Source organism: Mycobacterium sp. SMC-2 (genome assembly GCF_025263485.1).
Taxonomy (GTDB): Bacteria; Actinomycetota; Actinomycetes; order Mycobacteriales; family Mycobacteriaceae; genus Mycobacterium.
On the sequence record NZ_CP079863.1, the window covers coordinates 3,410,449 to 3,429,874 of the forward strand.

12 protein-coding genes and 4 pseudogenes are annotated in these 19,426 nt (G+C 68.4%); 5 read left to right on the forward strand and 11 right to left on the reverse strand.

What is annotated here, in order from left to right; genetic code table 11:
- Positions 1 to 22 precede the first annotated feature (22 nt).
- Positions 23 to 699: pseudogene (locus KXD96_RS15915) on the forward strand (helix-turn-helix transcriptional regulator).
- Here KXD96_RS15915 and KXD96_RS15920 read toward each other — a convergent pair.
- Complete coding sequence (locus KXD96_RS15920) at positions 696 to 2,399, reverse strand: 3-ketosteroid-delta-1-dehydrogenase (RefSeq protein WP_260737193.1); 1,704 nt, start codon at positions 2,397 to 2,399, stop codon at positions 696 to 698. The pseudogene KXD96_RS15915 and the gene KXD96_RS15920 overlap by 4 nt on opposite strands.
- Before the next feature lie 102 nt (positions 2,400 to 2,501).
- Between KXD96_RS15920 and KXD96_RS15925 the strand changes: the two are divergent.
- Positions 2,502 to 2,855: pseudogene (locus KXD96_RS15925) on the forward strand (Rieske 2Fe-2S domain-containing protein); the annotation flags it as partial.
- A 148-nt stretch (positions 2,856 to 3,003) separates the two neighbouring features.
- Here KXD96_RS15925 and KXD96_RS15930 read toward each other — a convergent pair.
- From KXD96_RS15930 to KXD96_RS15940, 3 genes are read right to left on the reverse strand one after another with little or no spacing between them, the layout of a single operon-like run.
- Positions 3,004 to 4,470, reverse strand: a complete 1,467-nt coding sequence (locus KXD96_RS15930) for an FAD-dependent oxidoreductase (RefSeq protein ID WP_260737198.1) — start codon at positions 4,468 to 4,470, stop codon at positions 3,004 to 3,006.
- On the reverse strand, positions 4,467 to 5,375 hold the full coding sequence (gene bphC, locus KXD96_RS15935; protein WP_260737200.1) for a biphenyl-2,3-diol 1,2-dioxygenase: 909 nt from the start codon (positions 5,373 to 5,375) through the stop codon (positions 4,467 to 4,469). Before bphC ends, KXD96_RS15930 begins: the two co-directional genes overlap by 4 nt.
- Before the next feature lie 9 nt (positions 5,376 to 5,384).
- On the reverse strand, positions 5,385 to 6,569 hold the full coding sequence (locus KXD96_RS15940; protein WP_260737202.1) for an acyl-CoA dehydrogenase family protein: 1,185 nt from the start codon (positions 6,567 to 6,569) through the stop codon (positions 5,385 to 5,387).
- A gap of 345 nt (positions 6,570 to 6,914) precedes the next feature.
- On the opposite strand from KXD96_RS15940, the pseudogene KXD96_RS15945 reads away from it, so the two are divergent.
- Both KXD96_RS15945 and KXD96_RS15950 read left to right on the forward strand, forming a co-directional pair.
- Positions 6,915 to 8,520: pseudogene (locus KXD96_RS15945) on the forward strand (flavin-containing monooxygenase).
- A gap of 146 nt (positions 8,521 to 8,666) precedes the next feature.
- Complete coding sequence (locus KXD96_RS15950) at positions 8,667 to 8,813, forward strand: hypothetical protein (RefSeq protein WP_260737207.1); 147 nt, start codon at positions 8,667 to 8,669, stop codon at positions 8,811 to 8,813.
- Between the two features lie 106 nt (positions 8,814 to 8,919).
- Here the strand turns inward: KXD96_RS15950 and KXD96_RS15955 are convergent, their stop codons facing one another.
- From KXD96_RS15955 to KXD96_RS15965, 3 genes and pseudogenes are all read right to left on the reverse strand, one after another.
- Complete coding sequence (locus KXD96_RS15955; protein ID WP_396878817.1) at positions 8,920 to 13,374, reverse strand: cation-translocating P-type ATPase; 4,455 nt, start codon at positions 13,372 to 13,374, stop codon at positions 8,920 to 8,922.
- Between the two features lie 318 nt (positions 13,375 to 13,692).
- A pseudogene (locus tag KXD96_RS15960) lies at positions 13,693 to 13,854 on the reverse strand (2,3-dihydroxybiphenyl 1,2-dioxygenase); the annotation flags it as partial.
- Between the two features lie 61 nt (positions 13,855 to 13,915).
- Positions 13,916 to 15,121: an IS110 family transposase gene (locus tag KXD96_RS15965; RefSeq protein WP_396876743.1), complete on the reverse strand. Its 1,206-nt coding sequence runs from the start codon at positions 15,119 to 15,121 to the stop codon at positions 13,916 to 13,918.
- A 236-nt stretch (positions 15,122 to 15,357) separates the two neighbouring features.
- On the opposite strand from KXD96_RS15965, the gene KXD96_RS15970 reads away from it, so the two are divergent.
- A complete protein-coding gene (locus tag KXD96_RS15970) occupies positions 15,358 to 15,828 on the forward strand; it encodes a nuclear transport factor 2 family protein (protein WP_260737221.1) in 471 nt (156 codons plus the stop codon).
- A 52-nt stretch (positions 15,829 to 15,880) separates the two neighbouring features.
- Here KXD96_RS15970 and KXD96_RS15975 read toward each other — a convergent pair whose 3' ends face one another.
- The 4 genes from KXD96_RS15975 to KXD96_RS15990 form a co-directional block, all read right to left on the reverse strand.
- Positions 15,881 to 16,753: an alpha/beta fold hydrolase gene (locus KXD96_RS15975; protein ID WP_260737223.1), complete on the reverse strand. Its 873-nt coding sequence runs from the start codon at positions 16,751 to 16,753 to the stop codon at positions 15,881 to 15,883.
- Positions 16,754 to 16,799: 46 nt separating this feature from the next.
- Positions 16,800 to 18,194, reverse strand: coding sequence for a wax ester/triacylglycerol synthase family O-acyltransferase (locus tag KXD96_RS15980; protein WP_260737225.1), 1,395 nt, complete (start codon positions 18,192 to 18,194; stop codon positions 16,800 to 16,802).
- A 199-nt stretch (positions 18,195 to 18,393) separates the two neighbouring features.
- Positions 18,394 to 18,834, reverse strand: a complete 441-nt coding sequence (locus tag KXD96_RS15985) for a nuclear transport factor 2 family protein (RefSeq protein WP_260737227.1) — start codon at positions 18,832 to 18,834, stop codon at positions 18,394 to 18,396.
- A gap of 117 nt (positions 18,835 to 18,951) precedes the next feature.
- A complete protein-coding gene (locus KXD96_RS15990; RefSeq protein ID WP_260737229.1) occupies positions 18,952 to 19,125 on the reverse strand; it encodes a hypothetical protein in 174 nt (57 codons plus the stop codon).
- Positions 19,126 to 19,426 lie beyond the last annotated feature (301 nt).

The window sequence follows — 19,426 nt, forward strand, 5'->3', positions numbered from 1 at the left end:
CTCTGGCGATGTGGACTCCAAAATGCCCGCTGCCAGCGGAAACCAGGGGAAGGCGGCGCTTGCCGCCACCAGCTGGGCGCTGCTGGGCATGATGTCCTACGAGGAGGAGGTCTCCGGCTATGACCTCAAGAAGTGGATCGACTGGAGCGTCGATCTCTACTACTGGAGCCCGTCGTACAGCCAGATCTACACGGAGCTGAAGAAACTCGAGGGCCTGGGCCTGGTGACATCGCGCGTCGAGCGCGACGAGGGCACCCGCAGCCGCCGGCTCTACAAGATCACCCCGGCCGGGATGGCCGCCGTCACTGACTGGACCAACAACGCGCCGGTGGACCCGCCGGTGCTCAAGCACAGCGTCTTGCGCGGGTGACGTTCGGTCATCTCAGCAATCCGGCCCGGCTCAAGGAATTACTCCAGGAGCATGTGGCGTACGCCGAGGCCCGGCATCGCAAAGCGGTCGAGGACGCTGAGGGGGCCGAGGTCGAACCCGCCTGGGCGTATTCGGTTATCGCGCTGCGTTGGGCCGCCAAGTACTACGCCGCCGAGCGCGAGTTCGCGCTGGAACTGATGAAGGACATCGACGAGGCGGACGCCGTCATCGCAAAGGCGGCCAAAGGCGGCGCCGGGAAACCTCGTCCCACGCCGGGCTATTGGCGCGAGGTGGAGAAGCAGGTCGAAGCCAAGCGCGAAGCCGACTAATCGGCGCCTGCCGCGTCGCGGGCCGCGATATACCCGTACACGAGTCCCTGGGCGATCGTCGCGCCCGCGCCCGGATACGTCGTCCCGAACGCGTTGGCGGCGGTGTTGCCGATCGCGTACAGGCCGGCGATGACGTTGCCGTCCTCGTGGACCACCCGCGCCCGCCCGTCGGCCTTCAGGCCGCCGCAGGTCCCCAGGTCGCTGAGTACCATCTTCACGGCGTAGAACGGTCCTTTGAGCAGCGGACGCAGGTTGGGGTTCGGAGCGACGGTCGGATCGCCGTAGTAGCGGTCATAGGCACTGCGTCCTCGGCCGAAGTCGGGATCTTCTCCAGCACAAGCGTTTTCGTTGAACCGGGCCATCGTTGCAGTGAACTCTGCGACCGGGACGTTGATTTGTGCGCCCAGCTCGCCAAGACCAGAGGCCCGCACCGCGATGCCAGCGTCGTACCAGGCCTGCGGAATCCGCATGCGCGGAAACAGGTCGGCGCCAAAGACATAGCTGTTGCGGTATTGCTGATCGAAGATGATCCACATGGCTTCGACCGGAATTCCCTCACGTTCCAGTTCGAGTAGCCGCTGGCCGAAGGACATGTAGTCCGTCGACTCATTGGTGAAGCGGCGGCCGTTCTGGTCCACGATGAGGCAGCCCGGGAGCGATCGCTCGGCGAGCATCACCACGGGCGCTTTGCCGGGCAGCGGCGCAACGGCGGGGAACCACCACGCCTGATCCATCAAATCGATGTCGGCGCCCAGCTCTTGAGCTGAACGGATCCCGTCGCCGGTGTTGCTCTCCGCGCCCAGGCTCAGGTTGGCGCCCAGCGATTCGGACTGGAATTTCCACCGCATGTCCATGCTGTGGTCGAAGCCGCCGGTGGCCAGCACCACCCCGCGGCGGGCGGTGATCGTCAGCTCGCGGCCGGCGTGATCCACGACCGCGCCGGTGACACGGTCGGAATCGCCGGTGAAGCGCAACAGCGTGGTGTCCGTCCAGACCGGGATGCCGGCCCGCAGCACGCCGGCGAACAGCCCCGCCACCAGGCCCTGCCCGCCCGCCGCGTAGCGACGGCCGACAAGCAGGCCACCCACGCCCTGCGCCACTCGTTTGGCGATTGTCGGGATGCCCTTCCGTGGCACGCGGGCCATCAGATTCATCCAGCGGTAATCCGCACCCGTCGTCGGGACCGGGACGCTGGCCTCCATGACGCCGGGCCGCAGCCGGGTGCGGTATTCCCCCAGGATCGAGGTGTTCAGCGGACGGCACTCGCAGGTCCGCCCGGCCGCGCTGCCGCCCGGCTCCTCGGGGTGGTAGTCGGAGTAGTCGCGGGCCCAGAACAGCCGCAGCGGCGTGGTACGGCGCAGCATGGCCACCGTCGCGGGCACGTGTGTGACGAATTCGGTCGATCGCCGACGCGGTGCCGATCCCGCCACCACCGACTCGAGGTAGGTGTTGGCGCGCTCGGCCGTGTCGTGGGCACCGGCCTCGTCCAGCACCGGACCGGCGGGCAGCCACAGCGCGCCGCCCGAGCGTGCGGTCGACCCGCCCACGAATGACGATTTCTCGACGATCAGTACCGACAGCCCGAGCTCGTGGGCGGCCAGTGCCGCGGCCATGCCGGTGCCGGAGCCGACCACCAGCAGGTCGACGCAAGTGTCAGTCACGGCAAGGCCCGCCGGGATCGTCGTACTGTGCGCGGTCACGCTGAGAACGGTAGGCCGGGACTACGGCTCCGAGGAAGAGCCTTCCTGATGAGTGGAACAAGCCGCGGCCGCAAGCGCTGCTTCAGGGATTGAATAGCTGCTATGACATCGCAGTCGGAGCCCGACCAGATTCGGGTCATCGAAGCGGATGCCGCGCCGACACGGTTCGCGCGTGGCTGGCATTGCCTGGGCCTGCTCCGGGATCTAGGCGACGGCAAGCCGCATGGCGTCAACGCCTTCGGGCAGAAGCTCGTCGTTTTCCGCGCGGCCGACGGCAGCATCAACGTGCTGGACGGATACTGCCGGCACATGGGTGGTGACCTGTCGCAGGGAGAGATCAAGGGCAACGAGATCGCCTGCCCGTTTCACGACTGGCGCTGGGGCGGCGACGGACGATGCAAGCTGGTGCCCTACAGCAAGCGCACTTCCAGGCTGGCCCGCACCGCGGCATGGACCAGACGTCATTGTATCTGACTGACATATTCCTAATAGGAAGATCTGTTTCTACCACATGCCTGTCGTAGCTGTCATGTGACTCGCGGGAGGCGTCCGCGGACACAGGCGCGCCACGCGGCAATCAGACATCGGTAGGGGTGGGAGCGCTTCAGGCGCGGGCTGCGGACGAACCCGCTCGGCGGCCATAAAAGCTGCCGTCACCGAGCGAGATGCCGCTGGCATAGCCCCAGGCGGCCAGCCCCGCCGTGCAACGGCCGGCGGCGAACAGTCCGGGGATGGGGTCACCGCTGACGTGGAGCACTTCGGCGTCGAGCGTGGTGGCCAGTCCGCCCAACGTGAAGCCGCCGGTGTTCTCCCGCAGATCGATGGCGCCGACGGGGGAGCCGATCGGCTTGAGCCATTCGGGCTTCTTGTGCAGCAGCGGGTCCTCGCCGCGGGCGGCGCCCTCGTTGTAGGCGGCGACGGTCGCCTGCAGCGAGCCGGGCGCCAGGCCCATGTCGCTTTCCAGGTCGGCGACGGTGTCGGCCACCCAGGTCGCCGGGCGCAGCATGAATTTGGGCGACCACGACGCCATCGCCTCCTGCTGCGCATCGTCGTCGATGATCAGGTAGGCGATGTTGTCCTGTTGGTAGAGCGTCAGCTGGCCGACGCGACCGGGGTAGGTGTCCTCGGCGACGTAGCGCTGGCCGCGGCCGTTGACCAGGATGCCGCGGACCAGTTGTTGCGGGTCGATGAAGATCGCGACCTCGGTGGCGTCCATGTGTGCCAGGTCGGCGCCCAGCGCCTGCGCCATCCGGATCGCCTGCCCGTCGTGCTGTTCGATCGAAGCGGCCGGGCGGCCCGCGATTCGCGGGGCGTAGCGCGCCACCATCTCGTCGTTGTAGGCGAAGCTGCCCGTGGCGAGCACCACCCCGGTGCGCGCCCGGATCGTCACCTCGGTGCCGTATTGGCGGGCGCGGATCCCGACCACCCTGCCGTCGGCTTCGACGACGAGGCGTTGCACGCGGACGTCGTAGCGCGCGCGTGCGCCGGCTGCGGTGGCGGTTTCGACGAGCGGCTTCATCAGCATGTAGCCCGCGCTGGCCTCGCCCTGCTTCTTGTTCTGCATCTGCGGGACATGCCCACGCGGCGCCGGGGAGGCGATGGTGTTGAAGGGGTAGGCGTTTTCGCCGCCGCTGTACATCAGGCCCTGATCGCCCATCGGTTCCCAGCCCGGCTCGGAGAAGAACTCGGCCTTGAACGGCACGCCGCAGCCGACCAGCCACTCGTAGTGGGCGACGCTGCCGGCGCAGTAGTCGGCGATCCGGTTCTCGTCGGCGCCGGGCCCCATCGCGACATTGAGGAACGCCGCCATGTTGTCGACGGAATCGTCGAAGCCACAGGCCTTTTGCAGCGGCGTGCCGCCGCCGAGGTAGATGAACCCGCCGGCCATCGCCGCCGCGCCGCCCCACGACCCGGTGCGTTCCAGGACGAGGACATCGGCGCCGGAGCGCGCCGCTTCGACCGCGGCCGCGGCGCCGGCCACCCCGTACCCGGCGATGACGACGTCGGCCTCGTCATCCCACGACGTGACGGAGGAGGCCGGGACCGGCGTGACGTCGGTATCGGGCGTCATAGCCGCATGGCCGCGGGCATTTCGCCGATCCACTGGTGGCCCCAGTAGCTGTCGGCCGTGATTTCCTCTGCGGTGTAGTAGCTTTCGTCGACACGCATGCCGTCGGTGCCGAACTCGATGTCCCAGTCGCCGGGCGCGCGCACGTAGAACGACACCATCTTGTCGTTGGTGTGCCGGCCCAGCGTGGAGGACAACTGGAAGCCCTCGGCGTTGACGCGGTCGAGCGCCTGCCCGACGGCGTCGAGGCTGTCGACCTCCACCATGATGTGCACCAGGCGCGGGTCGCGCTGATGTGCGGCCGGCACGATCGCCAGGCTGTGGTGTCGTTCGTTGATGCCCAGGAAGCGAACCCGCACGGGCCCAAACTCTTTGGGCAGCGGCACCCGGAACGCACCGCGGGAACGGAACCCCAGCACGTCGGTGTAGAAGTCGAACAACCCGTTTGGATCGGTGGCGGGTATCACCACGTGGCCCATGCCCTGCTCGCCGGTGACGAATCTCGCGCCGAACGGGGTGATGACGGGGCTGTGGTCTAACACCGCGCCGTGGAACACCTCGAGCGTGGTGCCGGCGGGGTCCTCGAAGGTGATCACCTCTTCGACGCGGCGGGTCTCGGCCTCCTCGACCGACAGTTGCTTGAACGGTGTCCCGGCGGTGTCCAGGGTGGCCTTGACCCGTTGCAGCGCGGGGCGGTCACGCACCTCCCAGCCCACGGTGAGCACCCGGTCGGTCTCGCCGGGCACCACGATGAGCCGGGCCGCGCGCTCGTCCATCCGCAGATACAGCGCCTCGGGGTAGGGCCCCTTGCCTTCGGCGAAACCCAGGATGTCGAAGGCGAATTGCCGCCAGCGGTCGATGTCATTGGTCGAAATGGTGATGTAGCCCAAACTTTTCAGGTCGGTCAACGCGTTCTCCTAGATCAAAGCCCGCAGCGGGCCCTCGGGCGGGTCGATGCCCAGCGAACTGAGCGCCGAGGCGTGATAGGTGGTGCCGGGCATGTGGATGGCGTGCAGGTGGCCGACATGCACGTCGCGCCAATACCGTTGCAGCGGCTTGTCCATGCGTGCCGCGTTGCCGCCCGAGCGGGCGAAGATCTCGTCGACCGCCGAGACCGCCCGCCACACAGCGCGGATCTGGGTGCGCCGCCCGGCCGCGCGGTCGGCAAACGACACCTCCTGGCCGGCGGCGACCATGTCATAGATGCGGTCGGCGTTGGCCAGCAGTTCCTGGCGGGCGGCATTGATGTCGGCGGCGGCCTCGCCGACGGCGAACATCACGTAGGGGTCGTCCTTCATCGCGGTTCCGGTGGCCCCGACACGCTCACGCTGGTAGTCCAGGTGCGCGGCCAGCGCCCCCTCGGCGATGCCGATCGTCGCCGCCGAGATGCCCAGCGGGAACATCGTCGACCACGGCATCAGATACAGCGGCTCGGTCATGCCGGCCTCGCGCTGGGCGGTGCCATCCATCACCTTGGTCGCGTCCATGGTGCGGTAAGCCGGCACGAACGCGTCGGACACGATCACGTCCTTGGAGCCGGTGCCGCGCAGGCCGACCACGTTCCACGAGTCCTCGACGATCTCGTAGTCCTTGCGCGGCAGGATCATGTGCAGCATCTGCGGCGGCATCAACGGAATGCCCTTATCGTCGCCGAGCATCGCGCCCAGGATGATCCAGTCGCAGTGGTCGGTGCCCGAGCTGAACTGCCAGCGCCCGTTGAACAGGTAGCCGCCGTCGACGGGCTTTGCCACCCCCTGCGGCGCGTAAGGGGAGGCCATCCAGGTGTCGACGTCGTCGGCCCAGATCTCGGCGGCGACTTTGGGGTCCGCGTAGGCCAACTGATACGGGTGCACGCCCACCACGCCGACGATCCAGCCGGCGGCCGGGTCCAGCGCCGCGGTGGCCATCACCGTCTCGGCGAACTCCCGCGGATGCACCTCGAACCCCTGGTACTGCTTGGTCTGCAGCAGCCGGATCAGGCCCGCGCCCTTCATCAGCTTCACGGTGTCGTCGGTCAGCCGGCCGATCCGCTCGGCCTCGGCGGCCTGCTCACGCAGCTGGTCGGCCAGAGCCGCTACCCGGTCGATAACCCGCTCGCTCATGCTGTTCGTCCTAACGTGTGGGGGCTTATTAATGGTCTACCGCAGTTCTTGTCCGACCCAAAGGCTTTCCCGGTGAGCGGACGGGATTGCCGTAGAGAATTCGATCTGCCGTCCGGCCCCCGCCGGCCGGGTCCGTCACGCGACGGTCAGCCCTGCTTCGTTCGCCACGCAAAGTCCGCGGCCACCTTCCTCGGACTACAAGGTGCCGGTCGGGTGGCCAAGGCAACCCGCGTCGCAGGCGACGACAGCCTGCGCGCCCGATAGCCGGGACGAATCGACCGCAGCGTCCGGTGGCCGGGAACGGCGACTGGCAGACGTGACCACGGCCTCTACCGTCTATGGCTGTTGAGTAGCGCGCAGCCCCTCGATGTCGTCGTCGTCGGCGCCGGGTTGCCGGTCTCTAGGCGCTGCACAAGTTGCGCAACGAGGGGTTGTCGGTGCAGGTGCTCGAGGCGGCGCCCGAGATTGGCGGTACGTGGTACTACAACCGGTATCCGGGCGCGCGCTGCGACGTCGAAAGCGTCGACTACTGCTACTCCTTCTCCGACGAACTGCAGCAGGATGGAACTGGACGGAGAAGTACGCGGCCCAGTCCGAGATCCTCGAGTACCTGAACTGGGTCGCCGACAAACTCGACTTGCGCCGCGACATGGTGTTCAACACCCGCGTCGTGTCCGCCATCGTCGACGAGACGACGCTGCGCTGGACGACTACCACCGACACCGGCCAGCGGCTATCCGCGCGATTCTGCATGATGGCGACCGGTCCGCTGTCGGCCGCGCTGACCCCGAGCTTCGACGGCCTGCGCACATTCGCAGGCGAGCTCTACCACACCGCCGCGTCGCCGCACGAACCCGTCAACTTCACGGGGAAGCGAGTGGCTGTGATCGGCACAGGATCGTCTGGCATCCAATCCATTCCGATCATCGCCGAGCGCGCCGAGCAGCTCTACGTCTTCCAGCGCACCCCCAATTACAGCGTCCCGGCGGGCAACAAGCCGCTGTCGACGGAGGAACTCGACGCGATCAAGGCGGACTACGCGCACCGACGCCGGCTGTCATGGCGCAGCGGCGGCGGATCGCCACACATCACCGCTTCGAAGCCCACCATGGCGTTCACGCCCGAGGAGCGCCGTGCGGCCTTCGAGACGCGGTGGCAGTTAGGCGGCGTGCTGTTCTCCAAAACCTTCCCGGATCAGATGACCGATCCGGCGGCCAACGACGAGGCGCGCATGTTCTACGAGGAGAAGGTCCGCGCCGTCATCGACGACCCAGCCGTTGCGGATCTGCTCATCCCTACCGACCCGATCGGCACCAAGCGGATCTGCACCGACAGCAACTACTTTCAGACCTTCAACCGGTCGAATGTGAAACTGATCAACCTGCGCGAGACCCCGATCGAATCGATTGACCCGACCGGCATCAACACCACGGACGCCCACTATCAAGTCGACATAATCGTGCTGGCAACGGGTTTCGATGCGCTCACCGGAGCGCTGGACAAGATCGAAATCGTCGGCCGCGGCGGTGTGCGGCTGTGTGACGACTGGAAGGGCGGACCGCGCACCTACCTGGGGCTGGGTGTCGACCGATGCCCCAATCTGTTCTTGATCTCAGGCCCGGGCGCGCCCGCTGTCCTCGCGAATATGGTGCTGCACGCCGAGGCGCAGGTGAACTGGATCGCCGCGGCCATCGCCTACCTCGAGGATCACGGCTTCGCCGCAATTGAACCGACCCGCGATGCGGTCGACGGCTGGAGAGCCGAATGCGCCCGACGCGCCGAGGCAACACTGTTCACCGAGGCGGACTCCTGGTACATGGGCGCCAATGTGCCTGGGAGGCCAAGGGGATTCATGTTGTTCGTCGGGGGCTTCGCGACTTACAACGACATCTGCGACGAGGTCGCCAAGGCCGGCTACCCGGGTTTCGACCTGGTCAATAAGCCGCGATGACGAGAGAGATTGCTTGGCAGGGCAGTGATGGTCATCCGCCCGCCAGGGGCACAGTACGGGCGCATTGTCAGAGCTTCGCCGACGAGGGCGCAAATGTGATAGCGCTCCCAGCGCAGTGAGCGACGAGTTGCTCGAAACTGCAAGGGATGTCGAAAGCCGCGGTCGATGCCGTGACGAGCGTGCACCAACCCGGGCGCCCCGGCTCGCCCGGCACGCTCACGCTGCGCTATGCGCGGGGAACCCCGTTAGGTCTGGTGGCGCACAAGCGTGGGTCGACCGTGTCCTGGGCGTGAAAACCCGCCTGACGGAGCAGATCGCCGATAGCCGAGGAATCAGGGTCGCCGCAGAAGCGTGTTCATAATCCACGCAAAGCCGCCGCGATGACCCTGACCGAGGGGCTCACGGGCGATCCCTGAGGACCTCGGCCGAGACCCGATGCTGGTGCCGGTCAACCGATTTCAGTGCCCGTGCGGCCTTCGCCGGCGCCATCAGGACCGCAGTATGCGGGGCTCGGGGGTGTTTCTGCTGCGCTGGTACTTCAGCCGACCCGGGTGGCTGCTCGTGGGGCGCCGGTTCGTCATCGATGGGTGGCGACTGCGCGTCCGGCTGACCCGACCGCAACCGATTGGTGGTGGCGACGGCGAGGACCGCGGCCGCGGCGGTGCCCAGCCCCTGCGCCCAGCCCAGGGGGCCGACCGGTGTGCAGCCCAGCAGCTGGCTGATTCCCGGGGTGGTCACCATCGCGGTGAACGCGGCGAACGAGCCGGCGGCGGTGAGCAGCACCAAGGGTGCGTGGGAGTCGACCACCGTCTGGCCGAGCTCGACGGCGACCAGCGAGATCAACGCGACGGTGGAGGCCCGCTGCGGTAGCCCGGTCACCGAGGCCATCACCCACGCGGCCGTGGCGGCGCCGGCGGTGAGTGCCCCGCGCGCCGCCACGGCGCGCCGCAGCGCCTGCTCGTCGATGCCGCGCCCGACGCGTTGCACCGGCCCGGCCGGCGTGCTGACGGCGACCGCGGTCGCGGGCAACGCGTCGGTGAGCATGTTGATCAGCAGCAACTGGCGGGTGTTCAGCGGCGAGGTCCCGGTGAGCGCCGTGCCGATGACAGAGAAGATCACCTCGCCGGCATTGCCGCCTAGCAGCCCGGCCACCGCCGCCTGGACCCCGCGCCACAGTCGGCGTCCCTCGTCGATGGCGTCCACCAGTGTCTCGATGCGGCCGTCGGTCAGCACCAGGTCGGCGGTGGTGTGGGCGGAGTCGCTGCCGCGTGCGACCACGCCGACGCCGACGCTTGCCGCCCGGATCGCGGCGGCGTCGTTCGCGCCGTCACCCACCATGGCGCACACCCTTCCGGCACGCTCGAGCGTCTGGACCACCTGCACCTTGTTCTCCGGTGACATCCGGGCAAAGATCACCCGTTCGGACACCGCGCGCTGCTGATCCTGGCGGGACATCGCGTTCCATTCGGATCCGGTGATCACCTGGTCGGCGCTCACCTGGACACCCAGCTCCCGGGCGATAGCGGTCGCGGTGACGGGATGGTCGCCGGTGATCAGTCGGACGGCCACGCCACGGTCGGCCAGGCCGGCCAGCAGCCGCGGCGCCTGGGGGCGCGGGGTGTCGGAGAGCCCCAAGAATCCGGTCAGCGTCAGTTCGGTGCCGCACAACTCGGCGATGCGATCGGGGTCTTCGCGGACCGACCGCGCCTGTGCCGCGTTCAGCCGGCGTTGGGCCACCGCGATCGTCCGCAGCCCCGCGGTCGTCAGGGCGGCGACCGCGTCATCCACCTGCGCGCCGACGTTGCCGCACGCCGCCAAGACCACCTCCGGCGCGCCCTTGACGGTCAGCTCCGTACCCGTCACCGAGCCCGAGAACGCCCTGCCGGAACGGAACGGCAGATGAGCGTCCGGCTCGGATCGCGAGCCGGAACCCGCCGCCGCGTCCGCCGCCTTGATGATGGCCTCGTCGGTGGCATGCACATGCGGGTTGCCGTCGTCCGCCGGCGCGGCCTGGGCGGCGCAGCGCAGGACGGCTTCGCGGGAATGTTCCCCGACCGGGCGCACCTCGGCGACGCGAAGCCGGTTCTCGCTCAGCGTCCCGGTCTTGTCGAAGCAGACCACCTCGACGCGACCGAGCGCCTCGGCCGCCCGCGGCACACGGACCAGCGCCCCGCATTCGCCCAGCCGCTGCGCGGACGCCGACTGGGCGAGGGTGGCCATCAGGGGCAAGCCCTCCGGGACGGCCGCCACGGCGACCGCGATGGCGCTGCCGAGCGCCTGGCGTAGACCGCCGCCGCGTAGCAGGCCCAGGGCGCCGACCAGGACGCCGCCACCCGCGCTGAACGGAAATGCGCGGCTCATCAACTGGCTGAGTTGACGGTGTAGGCCGACGGTCGGCAGGTCACCGGAGGCCAGTTCGGCCGCGCGACGCGTCTGGGTGTCGGCCCCGACGGCGGTGACCACCGCCACCGCGGTGCCCGCCACGACGGTGGTCCCGGCGTAGATCATGCAGCGGCGCTCGGCCAGCTCGGCGCCCGGTGTGGCTTCGATCTGCTTCTGCACCGACAGGGATTCACCGGTCAGCGACGACTCGTCGACCTCGAGGTCGTGCGCCTCGATCACGCGGGCGTCGGCGGGAACCACCTCGTCGCTGCGTACCTCGATCACGTCGCCGGGCCGCAGCTGCTCGATGACGACCTCGCGGTAGCCGCGCGTCGCGCCCGGTCCATCGCTGACCAACCGCGCCGGCGGGGTCTGTTGAGCCAGCAACCGGTTCAGCCGGTTCTCGGCCCGAAGTTGTTGGGCGGTCGAAAGCAACGCGTTTCCGGTCAGTACGGTGCCGACCAGCAGCGCGTCGGCCGGTGACCCCAGCACGGCGGTGGCCGCGGAACACAACCCGAGAAGCGGGGTCAACGGGTCACCGGTCAGCTCGGCGAAGGCGGCCCTGGTGAACTCCCACGCCGTTGCGGACAGTCGCGGTCCGCCCGGCTCGGATTCCGTTGCCGCAGAGCTGGTCTCGGCAGGGTCACGCAGCGCCGCGAGCACCTCGCGGACCCGCTCGGCCGACATCGCGTGCCACTCGTACGCCGGGGCCGCCCGGGGCGCCGGCGTACGAATTGTGCCCAGCGCCAACAGGTATCCGGATAGCAGCCCCGCGACGGCGCCGACGGTCACCGGCCCCGGCCCCCGCAACCTGCGCACCCCGGGCACCATGAACAGCGCTCCCAGCGCCGAAGCGCCCACCGATATCGCGATGCCCTGCTGGCTCGCCCTCCTGGCCGCGGGCAACGCGCGCAACACCCGCCACGCCCCGGTCAGGTCGTCGAGCATCAGGTCCGCATTCCAGGGCGGTGCCCCGTCGGCGCCCGGCCTGATCCCCAGGGCCACGTCGGCGCCGGAAAGCGCTTGTGCGCCGGACGAGGACAGCACCGCGACGGTGTGTCCTTCCCGTTGCAGAACGGCCACCGCGTCGGCGAGTGCCTCGTCGATGCCGCCGTTGCCGATCGGGTGGATGACGTCGAACGCCGGTCGCAGGTCGCCGAGCAGGTCGGCCTCCACCGACGCCAGGCGCGCGGCGGAGTCGCGCGCCTGGGTGATCACGGCCGACGCCAGCGGGTGGGGGGCCGGGGCGATGAGCGCCTCCAGCGGGGCGGCAGCCGCGTGATGAATGGGGTGCCAGCCCGGGGCCGGGCCGTCGTCGAGCAGTTCCTGGGCGTCGGCCCACGCCTGCAGCACCTCGCCGTCGCGGGCGCCCCGGATGCGTACCACCCGCATCTGAGCGCTGCACAGCACGCGCGGATCGATCAGCAGTGCGTCGACCTTGTCGAGCAGGCGCAGGCTTTCGGGGCGCAGTGGCAGCACCGCGTGCCGATCGGCCAAGCCACGGCCGAGGGTGCTCGCGAACGCCTCATGCGTGGTGCGCATCGCCTTTGGCGATGCGGCCAGCGCCGCGTTCGAAGCCGCGGTGAGGTTGCGGGTGACGGCACCGGTCAGGCCGACACCGAGGATCTGCACCCACGCCATGCGCTTCCCATGACGTTCGATCGGCCCGGCCGGCGGCGGAACGGGGCGCGGGCAGCGATGCATCTCCGATTCGTCGGCGTGCCGGGCCAACTCCGGCTCGTAGCGGGCCCACGCCCGCGCCGCGGCCCGGGCCTCGGCGGCCCTGAACGCCTGCATCGTCAGGTCCACCGACAACCTCGCCGGTGACAACGTGACAACGTGCGCGACGGTGCCGGCCAGCGACAACGCCGTGTCCGTCGCGCCGCCGCCGACCCGGTCCTCGAGCAGACGCCGCAGCCACGGTTGGTGATTCGCGATCGCCGACGCCGCCTCGACGGCGATCGGGGCCCCCGGCAACCGCAACGCTCGGCCCGCGACGGCGACCGCGAACCCGGCGGCATTGACGGCGACCATCGCGCCCCGGGTGGCCAACAGCAGGCCGTCGCCGGGCAGGCTGCCCGCGCGGGTGGAACCTGCTGCCCCCCAACCTGTTTCGGTGTCGTCAAGCAACGAGCAGATGGCGTCCAGCGACGCTGCGTCCCCGTCGATCTCGACAACCACCCGCGACAGCGGACGGTTCAGGCTGACATTCGTGACGCCGGGCTGTGCCCGCAGCGCGGCGACGACGGCGCGGCCATGTGCCTCGCCGTCGGTCCCGTCGATGCCGCGCACCTCGATCCACATCCGGCCGTCGCCGCGCCCGCACCGCCGGGTCAGCGTCGAGCGAGACACCTCACCCGAGAGCACCTTTGCGCCCATCCGGACCGGCAGAGTGGCGACATCGACCCCGGCGCAGGCCAGCCTGCCGACCGCGTCGTTGAGTCCCGCGGCGGCCTCGAGCCCCATCGACATCACCCGCAGCGGCGAAAGCTGTCGCACGCGCAACCCCTTTCAAGCGCAAGACAAATGGTTGCTTCGCGTCATCCCGCGATGGGGGCCGCTGACCGAGGGCGGGTCGCGGCTCCAAACCCGACCAAGCTAGCGCGCCACCCACGGGCCCGGCAACCTGAGAAGTGCTTGGGTGCAAACCTCTAACGAGATTCTTACGTCTGTTTAGGGGCGGTGGATCGAAAAGTTCGCGCGGCCTGATCCGCGTTTGAGCAAACTGCATGGCTTGATGAGGTACCAACCCCGTTGTACCGCGCGATATCTCGAGAGTCCTCGAAGATGGATCACCTCTTCGACGCGGCGGGTCTTGGCCTCGTCGACCGACAGTTGCTTGGACGGGGTCCCGGCGGTGTCCAGGGTGGCCTTGACCCGTTGCAGCGCCGGGCGGTCACGAACCTCCCAGCCGACGGTGAGCACCCGGTCGGTCTCGCGGGGTACGACGATGGAAGCTTACGTAATGGTCTACCGCAGCACCCCGACGATGAGGAGATTCTCAATGACGTTGTCAAGCCGCCGCAGTAGTGGTTGCGGGTTGGTAGACGGCGTGGTCGCGCAGCATGGCCCACAGGACGTTGAGTCGGCGACGGGCCAGGGCCAAGACGGCTTGGGTGTGGCGTTTCCCTTCGGCGCGTTTGCGGTCGTAGTAGGTGCGCGAGGCGGGATCGGTGCGGATGCTGACCAGAGCGGACAGGTAGCAGGCGCGCAGCAGGCGCCGGTCGTAGCGGCGGGGGCGTTTGAGGTTGCCGCTGATGCGGCCCGAATCTCGCGGTACTGGGGCCAGACCCGAGACGCCGGCGAGGCGGTCGACGGAGGGGAAGGCGCTCATGTCGCCGCCGGTGGCGGCGAGGAACTCGGCGCCGAGGATGACGCCGAAGCCGGGCATGCTCAGGATGATTTCGGCGTGGCGGTGGCGGCGAAATCGGTCCTCGATCATCGCGTCGGTGTCGCCGATTTCGGTGTCGAGGGCCATCACCTCCTTAGCCAAGCGGGCGACCACGCCCGCGGCAAGCTGTTGTCCGGGCACGATGGTGTGTTGGGCGTTGGCTGCCTCGATGGCGGCGGTTGCGACCGCATCGGCGTTGCGGGCCTTGCGTTTATGCAAAAAGGCTGCCACCCGGGCGGCACCGGCCCGGCGCAGCCCGTCGGGGGTTTGATAGCCGGTGAGCAGGATCAGCGCGGCCTTGCTTTTGCTGTAGTCAAAGCCACGTTCCAGGGCCGGGAAGTATTCCAGCAGCTGGGCGCGCAGCCGATTGATCGCGCGGGTGCGATCGGCCACCAGATCGGCGCGCCGACTGGTCAGGATGCGCAGTTCGACGGCGATGTCGTCGCCGGGGCGCAACGGTTGCAGGTCGCGGCGCATCCGGGCCTGATCGGCAATCACCGCAGCGTCTTTGGCGTCGGTCTTGCCGTCGCCGCGGTAGCCACCCGAGGCGTGGTGAACAGTGCGGCCGGGAATGTAGAGCAGCCGCTGCTGGGCAGCGATCAGCAGCGTGATCAGCAATGCAGCGCCGCCGGCGTTGAGGTCAATCGCCCAAGTGACTTCTCCGCCATCAGCCAGCGCCGCGACCATGTCGATCAACTCCAGCAGCGCGGCCTCGTCATTAGCGACGCGCCGCGACAGCAACGACTTGCCCTCAGCGTCGATGACCACGCCGTAATGGTCCGCTTTCCCGGCGTCCACACCAGCCCACACAGGTTGTGCCACAACCACCTCCGTTCCCGTCTCGGTTTCTATCAACCCAGCAGACGACCACGCCGGCGTGTCCTTACACAGCGATCACATCGCATCTCTCAATTAGCGGTCGAGTCGTCGCGGGACCCCGGGCGGCCAATCTCCTTCGGCCATCGAAGACAGCAAAACCATGAAAGCCATACCCGACGTCCCTGGGCAGTTGAAAGCCTACGGCCGAGCGCAACAACCACCCTCCAAGAAAGGTAAGGAAAACCATGACGGACGACTTGGCGGCTCGGGTGAGTCGGCTCGAGGACGAACGCGATATCGCGCGGCTCGTCGCCTCCTACGGTCCGGCGGTCGACGCGGGGGACCCAGAGGCCGCCGCGCGGCTGTGGGCGAGCGACGGCAGCTACGACGTCGACGGCTGGGGCATGGAAGGCCGGGCCGGTGTGCACGCCATGGTGACTTCGTCGGCCCACCAGAAGCTGGTGGCCAAGGGGTGCTGCCACTTCCTCGGGCCGTGCGTCGTCACGGTCACCGGCGACTCGGCTGTGGCGATGTGCGAGTCCGTAGTGCTGGTCCGCGACGACGACGGATATCACGTCTGGCGTTGCACCGCAAACCATTTCGCGCTGCGCCGGGTCGACGGCCAATGGCTGATAGGGGCGCGTACCAGCCGGATTCTGGACGGCAATCCCGACGCCCACGCCTTGTTGACCAAGGGCCTGGCCGGGCTGCCCTAGCCCTGATGGTGGCGACCCGCTTCGCCCGGCTTCGCCGCGCTCGCGATCGCCACTAGCCGCGCGAGAGGAACGCCAGCACGGTGCTCTCGAACGCCTCCTTGGCCTCGATCATCGCCCAGTGGCCCGAATTGGGAAAGATGTGCAGCTCCGCGTTGGGGATGGTGCGCATCGGGATGAGTGCCATGTCCGGTGGGCTCACCCGGTCGTCGCGTCCCCACGTCAGCAGGGTGGGCGCGGACAGCTTGTGCATGACGGCCCACGGCAGCGGGCGGTCCGAGGCGGCCATCGCGGCGTTCATCGCGGCGAACGCCGCCTTCCCGTACATGCGGCGCGCGGCGGCCAGCGTGTCCGGGTCGGTCGCCAGCTCCCAGCGTTCCTCGACGAGTTCGTCGGTGATAAGGGCTTGGTCGTAAACCATCGACTTGAGCCAGTCGACCAGCCGCTGCCGGGTAGGGTCCTCGACGAATTCCTGCAGCAGCCGGATCCCCTCGCTGGGGCTCGGGCTGAAGATGTTGGTCCCGATGCCGCCGATGGTCACCAATCGGCCGACGCGGTCCGGGCTGCTGGTGGCGAAGTTGATCCCGACGCCGCCGCCCATCGAGTTCCCGACGATGTGCACCCGCTGCACGCTGAGCGCGTCCAGGAAGGGCGGCACCGTGCCGAACGCGGTGACCATCGGGTGGCCGCCGAAGTCGTCGCTCACACCGAAACCGGGAAACTCCAGGATCAGGCAGCGGAACCGCTTGGCGAACGCGGGCAGGATGCCGCGGAAGTTGCGCCACCCCGTGACGCCCGGTCCCGAGCCGTGCAGGAACAGCAATACCGGAGCGGATTCCGGGCCGCAGTCGTAGTAGCGCAAAGCGCCCTTCGGAGTGCTGATTTCGCGCAGGTCCTGCTGCGTAACGGTGTCTGCCACGGGTGTCACCTTGCCATGCCGGGCCGGCGCGGCCCTACGGGGTTCCTCTCAGCGGTCAGGCTTGGTCGTGTCTGGGCTCGCTGCAATTCAGCAATTCTTTGAGCGCCGCGGGAAAGGTGTCGGCGAGGTCCCAGAGGTCGGCTACCAGGTCGGGGCAGGAGATGAGGCCGACGCCGAGCCGGCCGTTGAGCGACATGACGGTGATGTTGAGCCCGGCGCCCGCGATGATCGGGCCGAGCGGATACATGGCGTCGACCCGGCAACCCATGAAGTAAAGCTGCTCCTGCGGTCCGGGCACGTTGGACAGCACCAGGTTGTGCGGCGGCTTCTCGGGCAGGGGGATCCGGGGCAGCAGCTTCATCGCGGCGCCGAACATGGTCTGCCCGGCCACTTGCGTCCAGTCCTGCAGCAGGCTGGAACCCATGGCGGCGACATGATCTTTGGCGGCGGCGTTGCCCTCCGCGATGCGGCGCAGCCGTTCGGCCGGGTCGTCGATGTGGGTTTCCAGCCGGCAGAGCATCCAGGTGGTCTGGTTGCGGCCCGGCCGGTCGGACTTGCCCCGCACCGAGACCGGCACGCTGGCCACCATCGGGTGGTCCGACAGTTCGCCGCGGTCCAGCACGAACTGCCGTAGCGCCCCTGCGCACAGCGCCGTCACCACGTCGTTGATGGTGACGCCGAACCGGTTTTTCACCTTCTTGACGTCCTCGAGGTCGAGCGTCGTCAAGGCGACATTGCGGCGACGGGTGAACGGACCGTTGAACGCCGTCGGAGGCGCCGTGAACGGGGCGGCCATCGTGTGTCCGCCGCCGCGGGCGCGGAGAATCGTTTGCGCCAGCGTGAGGGCCGTCGCCGGCACCACCTTGGCCAGGCGCCACGGCCGCAACCCCGCACCGATGAGCCCGGACGCGGCGATCTGGAGGGGATTCGCCGCCCCGGCGCGGGTCGCCGGTTTCGGCGCCGGGGCGTCCGGCACCGTGCTGCACAGCTGGGCCAACAGGTTTGCCCCGCCGACGCCGTCGACCACCGCGTGGTGGGCCTTGAGGATCACGGACAGCGCGTCGCCGCCGTGCAGCCCCTCGATCACCCACATCTCCCACAGCGGGCGGTCGCGATCCAGCGGCAGCCCGGCAACGTGGCCGCAGATCTCCGCTAACTCCCTGGATCCTCCAGGAGCGGGCAGGGCGACCCGGTGGAGATGACGCGCCAGGTCGAAACGGTCGTCGTCCACCCAGACCGGATGGTCGAAGTTCAGCTGGCTGTCGGCCAGTTTGAGGCGGAATTCCGGCACGGCGTCCACCCGCGCCGACAGCGCTTCCCGGAATTGGCCGAAGCGGTAACCACCGGGCATGTCACCCGGGTTCAGCTCCACCACACAGCAAACATTCAAGGGCTGCGTCGGGGATTCCAGGTACAAAAAGAACGCGTCTAACCCACTGAGTCGTTGCATATCCGCTCGTCTCATTTGTACGGCCATGACCGCTGGTCACATGACCTGTGGTCAGCCCCCGGCCCCAGCGGCGAACGCAATCAGGACTAACCGCAATCTCTAGGTGTGATCTCTATCTGTAGCCGCTGGGCGGTCTCGGGCAAACATATGTGCTAGACATTTAACGAAATCGCCACCGACGTTCATCTCCGCGCAGGACTCAGCCGCCCGTCGGTCGGGCCATCGCCGAGTCGGGGGCCGCCCAGTCGGTCGACACCTTGCGGTGCTTGATGAGCCAGGCGTCGCCGTCGGGCACCAAGGTGTCGCGGTAGCGACCGAAATGGTCCAGCCCGGCATGGGTGACCACGGTGAAGTACGAGGACACCTGCGCCACCTCGGGAGTCAGCGCGGTGAACAGCACGTTGGTGAGGTTGTGCCGGACGACCGGCTTGACGTCAGGGCGCCGGGCGACGTTGACACCGCCGAGGAACGACGCAATCGCCGCCCGCCCCCGCAGCGGCTCGGCACCGCGGATCTCCAGCACGCCCCCTGTGCAGAACGTGTTGGCAAGGCCGGTCACGTCGCCGGCGTCACCCGCCCAGTTGTACCGCGCGAGGGTGTCGCGGATCCGTTCACGGGCGACCAGCTCCCATATGTCCACGGCCGTGACTCCGTTCTCCCGCAGCGGAATATGCCGGAGCCTAATACGTGAGCGCGCAGGCGGCGATGAGCCTTCGCGGAAAACGTTTCGGCAGCCGCACTTTCGCGGATGCGACCGCTACTTCACGATGCGGGGCCGGAAAACCCGTGGGACAGCCGGCGTCACGCCGTTCAGATCGAAGACGGCGATCAGTGCCCGCAGCAGGTCGGGGGACCAGTCCTCGAAGGGCTGGGCGTCGATTCGGTCGATCACTTCAGCGCGGAGATATTCGATGGCTTGGTGGTCGCTCATGGCGCGTCCCGATACGCGGGGCCCGCTTGGATGCTCAACGAGCCAGCTCCCTTCCAAGGATGTGGCGTCTGGCATCGACGCTAAGTTCGGCGACTCGCCCTTGTACAGCTAGCCGACCAGATTCAAATGGCTCTCAAGGAAATCCCTCGTGCCCGCTCGACGTGGCGTTCGGCGCCGCTATTTCCACGGCCGGCGTCCCGGCGCGCCCGGCATCGGTCCCTGGGCGTCCCGATTTGCCACTTCCGCGACGGTCCGTAGCGTAATACAGTGGGTGAGTGACGACGGGCGAAGACGGCAGGCA

Bases quoted from the DNA above. Each gene is read 5' to 3' on its own strand.
- KXD96_RS15990 (WP_260737229.1), bottom strand. From the start codon at position 19,125: ATGAGCGACCACCAAGCCATCGAATATCTCCGCGCTGAAGTGATCGAC.
- KXD96_RS15970 (WP_260737221.1), top strand. From the start codon at position 15,358: ATGACGGACGACTTGGCGGCTCGGGTGAGTCGGCTCGAGGACGAACGC.
- KXD96_RS15930 (WP_260737198.1), bottom strand. From the start codon at position 4,470: ATGACGCCCGATACCGACGTCACGCCGGTCCCGGCCTCCTCCGTCACG.
- KXD96_RS15980 (WP_260737225.1), bottom strand. From the start codon at position 18,194: ATGCAACGACTCAGTGGGTTAGACGCGTTCTTTTTGTACCTGGAATCC.
- KXD96_RS15950 (WP_260737207.1), top strand. From the start codon at position 8,667: ATGTCGAAAGCCGCGGTCGATGCCGTGACGAGCGTGCACCAACCCGGG.
- KXD96_RS15940 (WP_260737202.1), bottom strand. From the start codon at position 6,569: ATGAGCGAGCGGGTTATCGACCGGGTAGCGGCTCTGGCCGACCAGCTG.
- KXD96_RS15955 (WP_396878817.1), bottom strand. From the start codon at position 13,374: ATGTCGATGGGGCTCGAGGCCGCCGCGGGACTCAACGACGCGGTCGGC.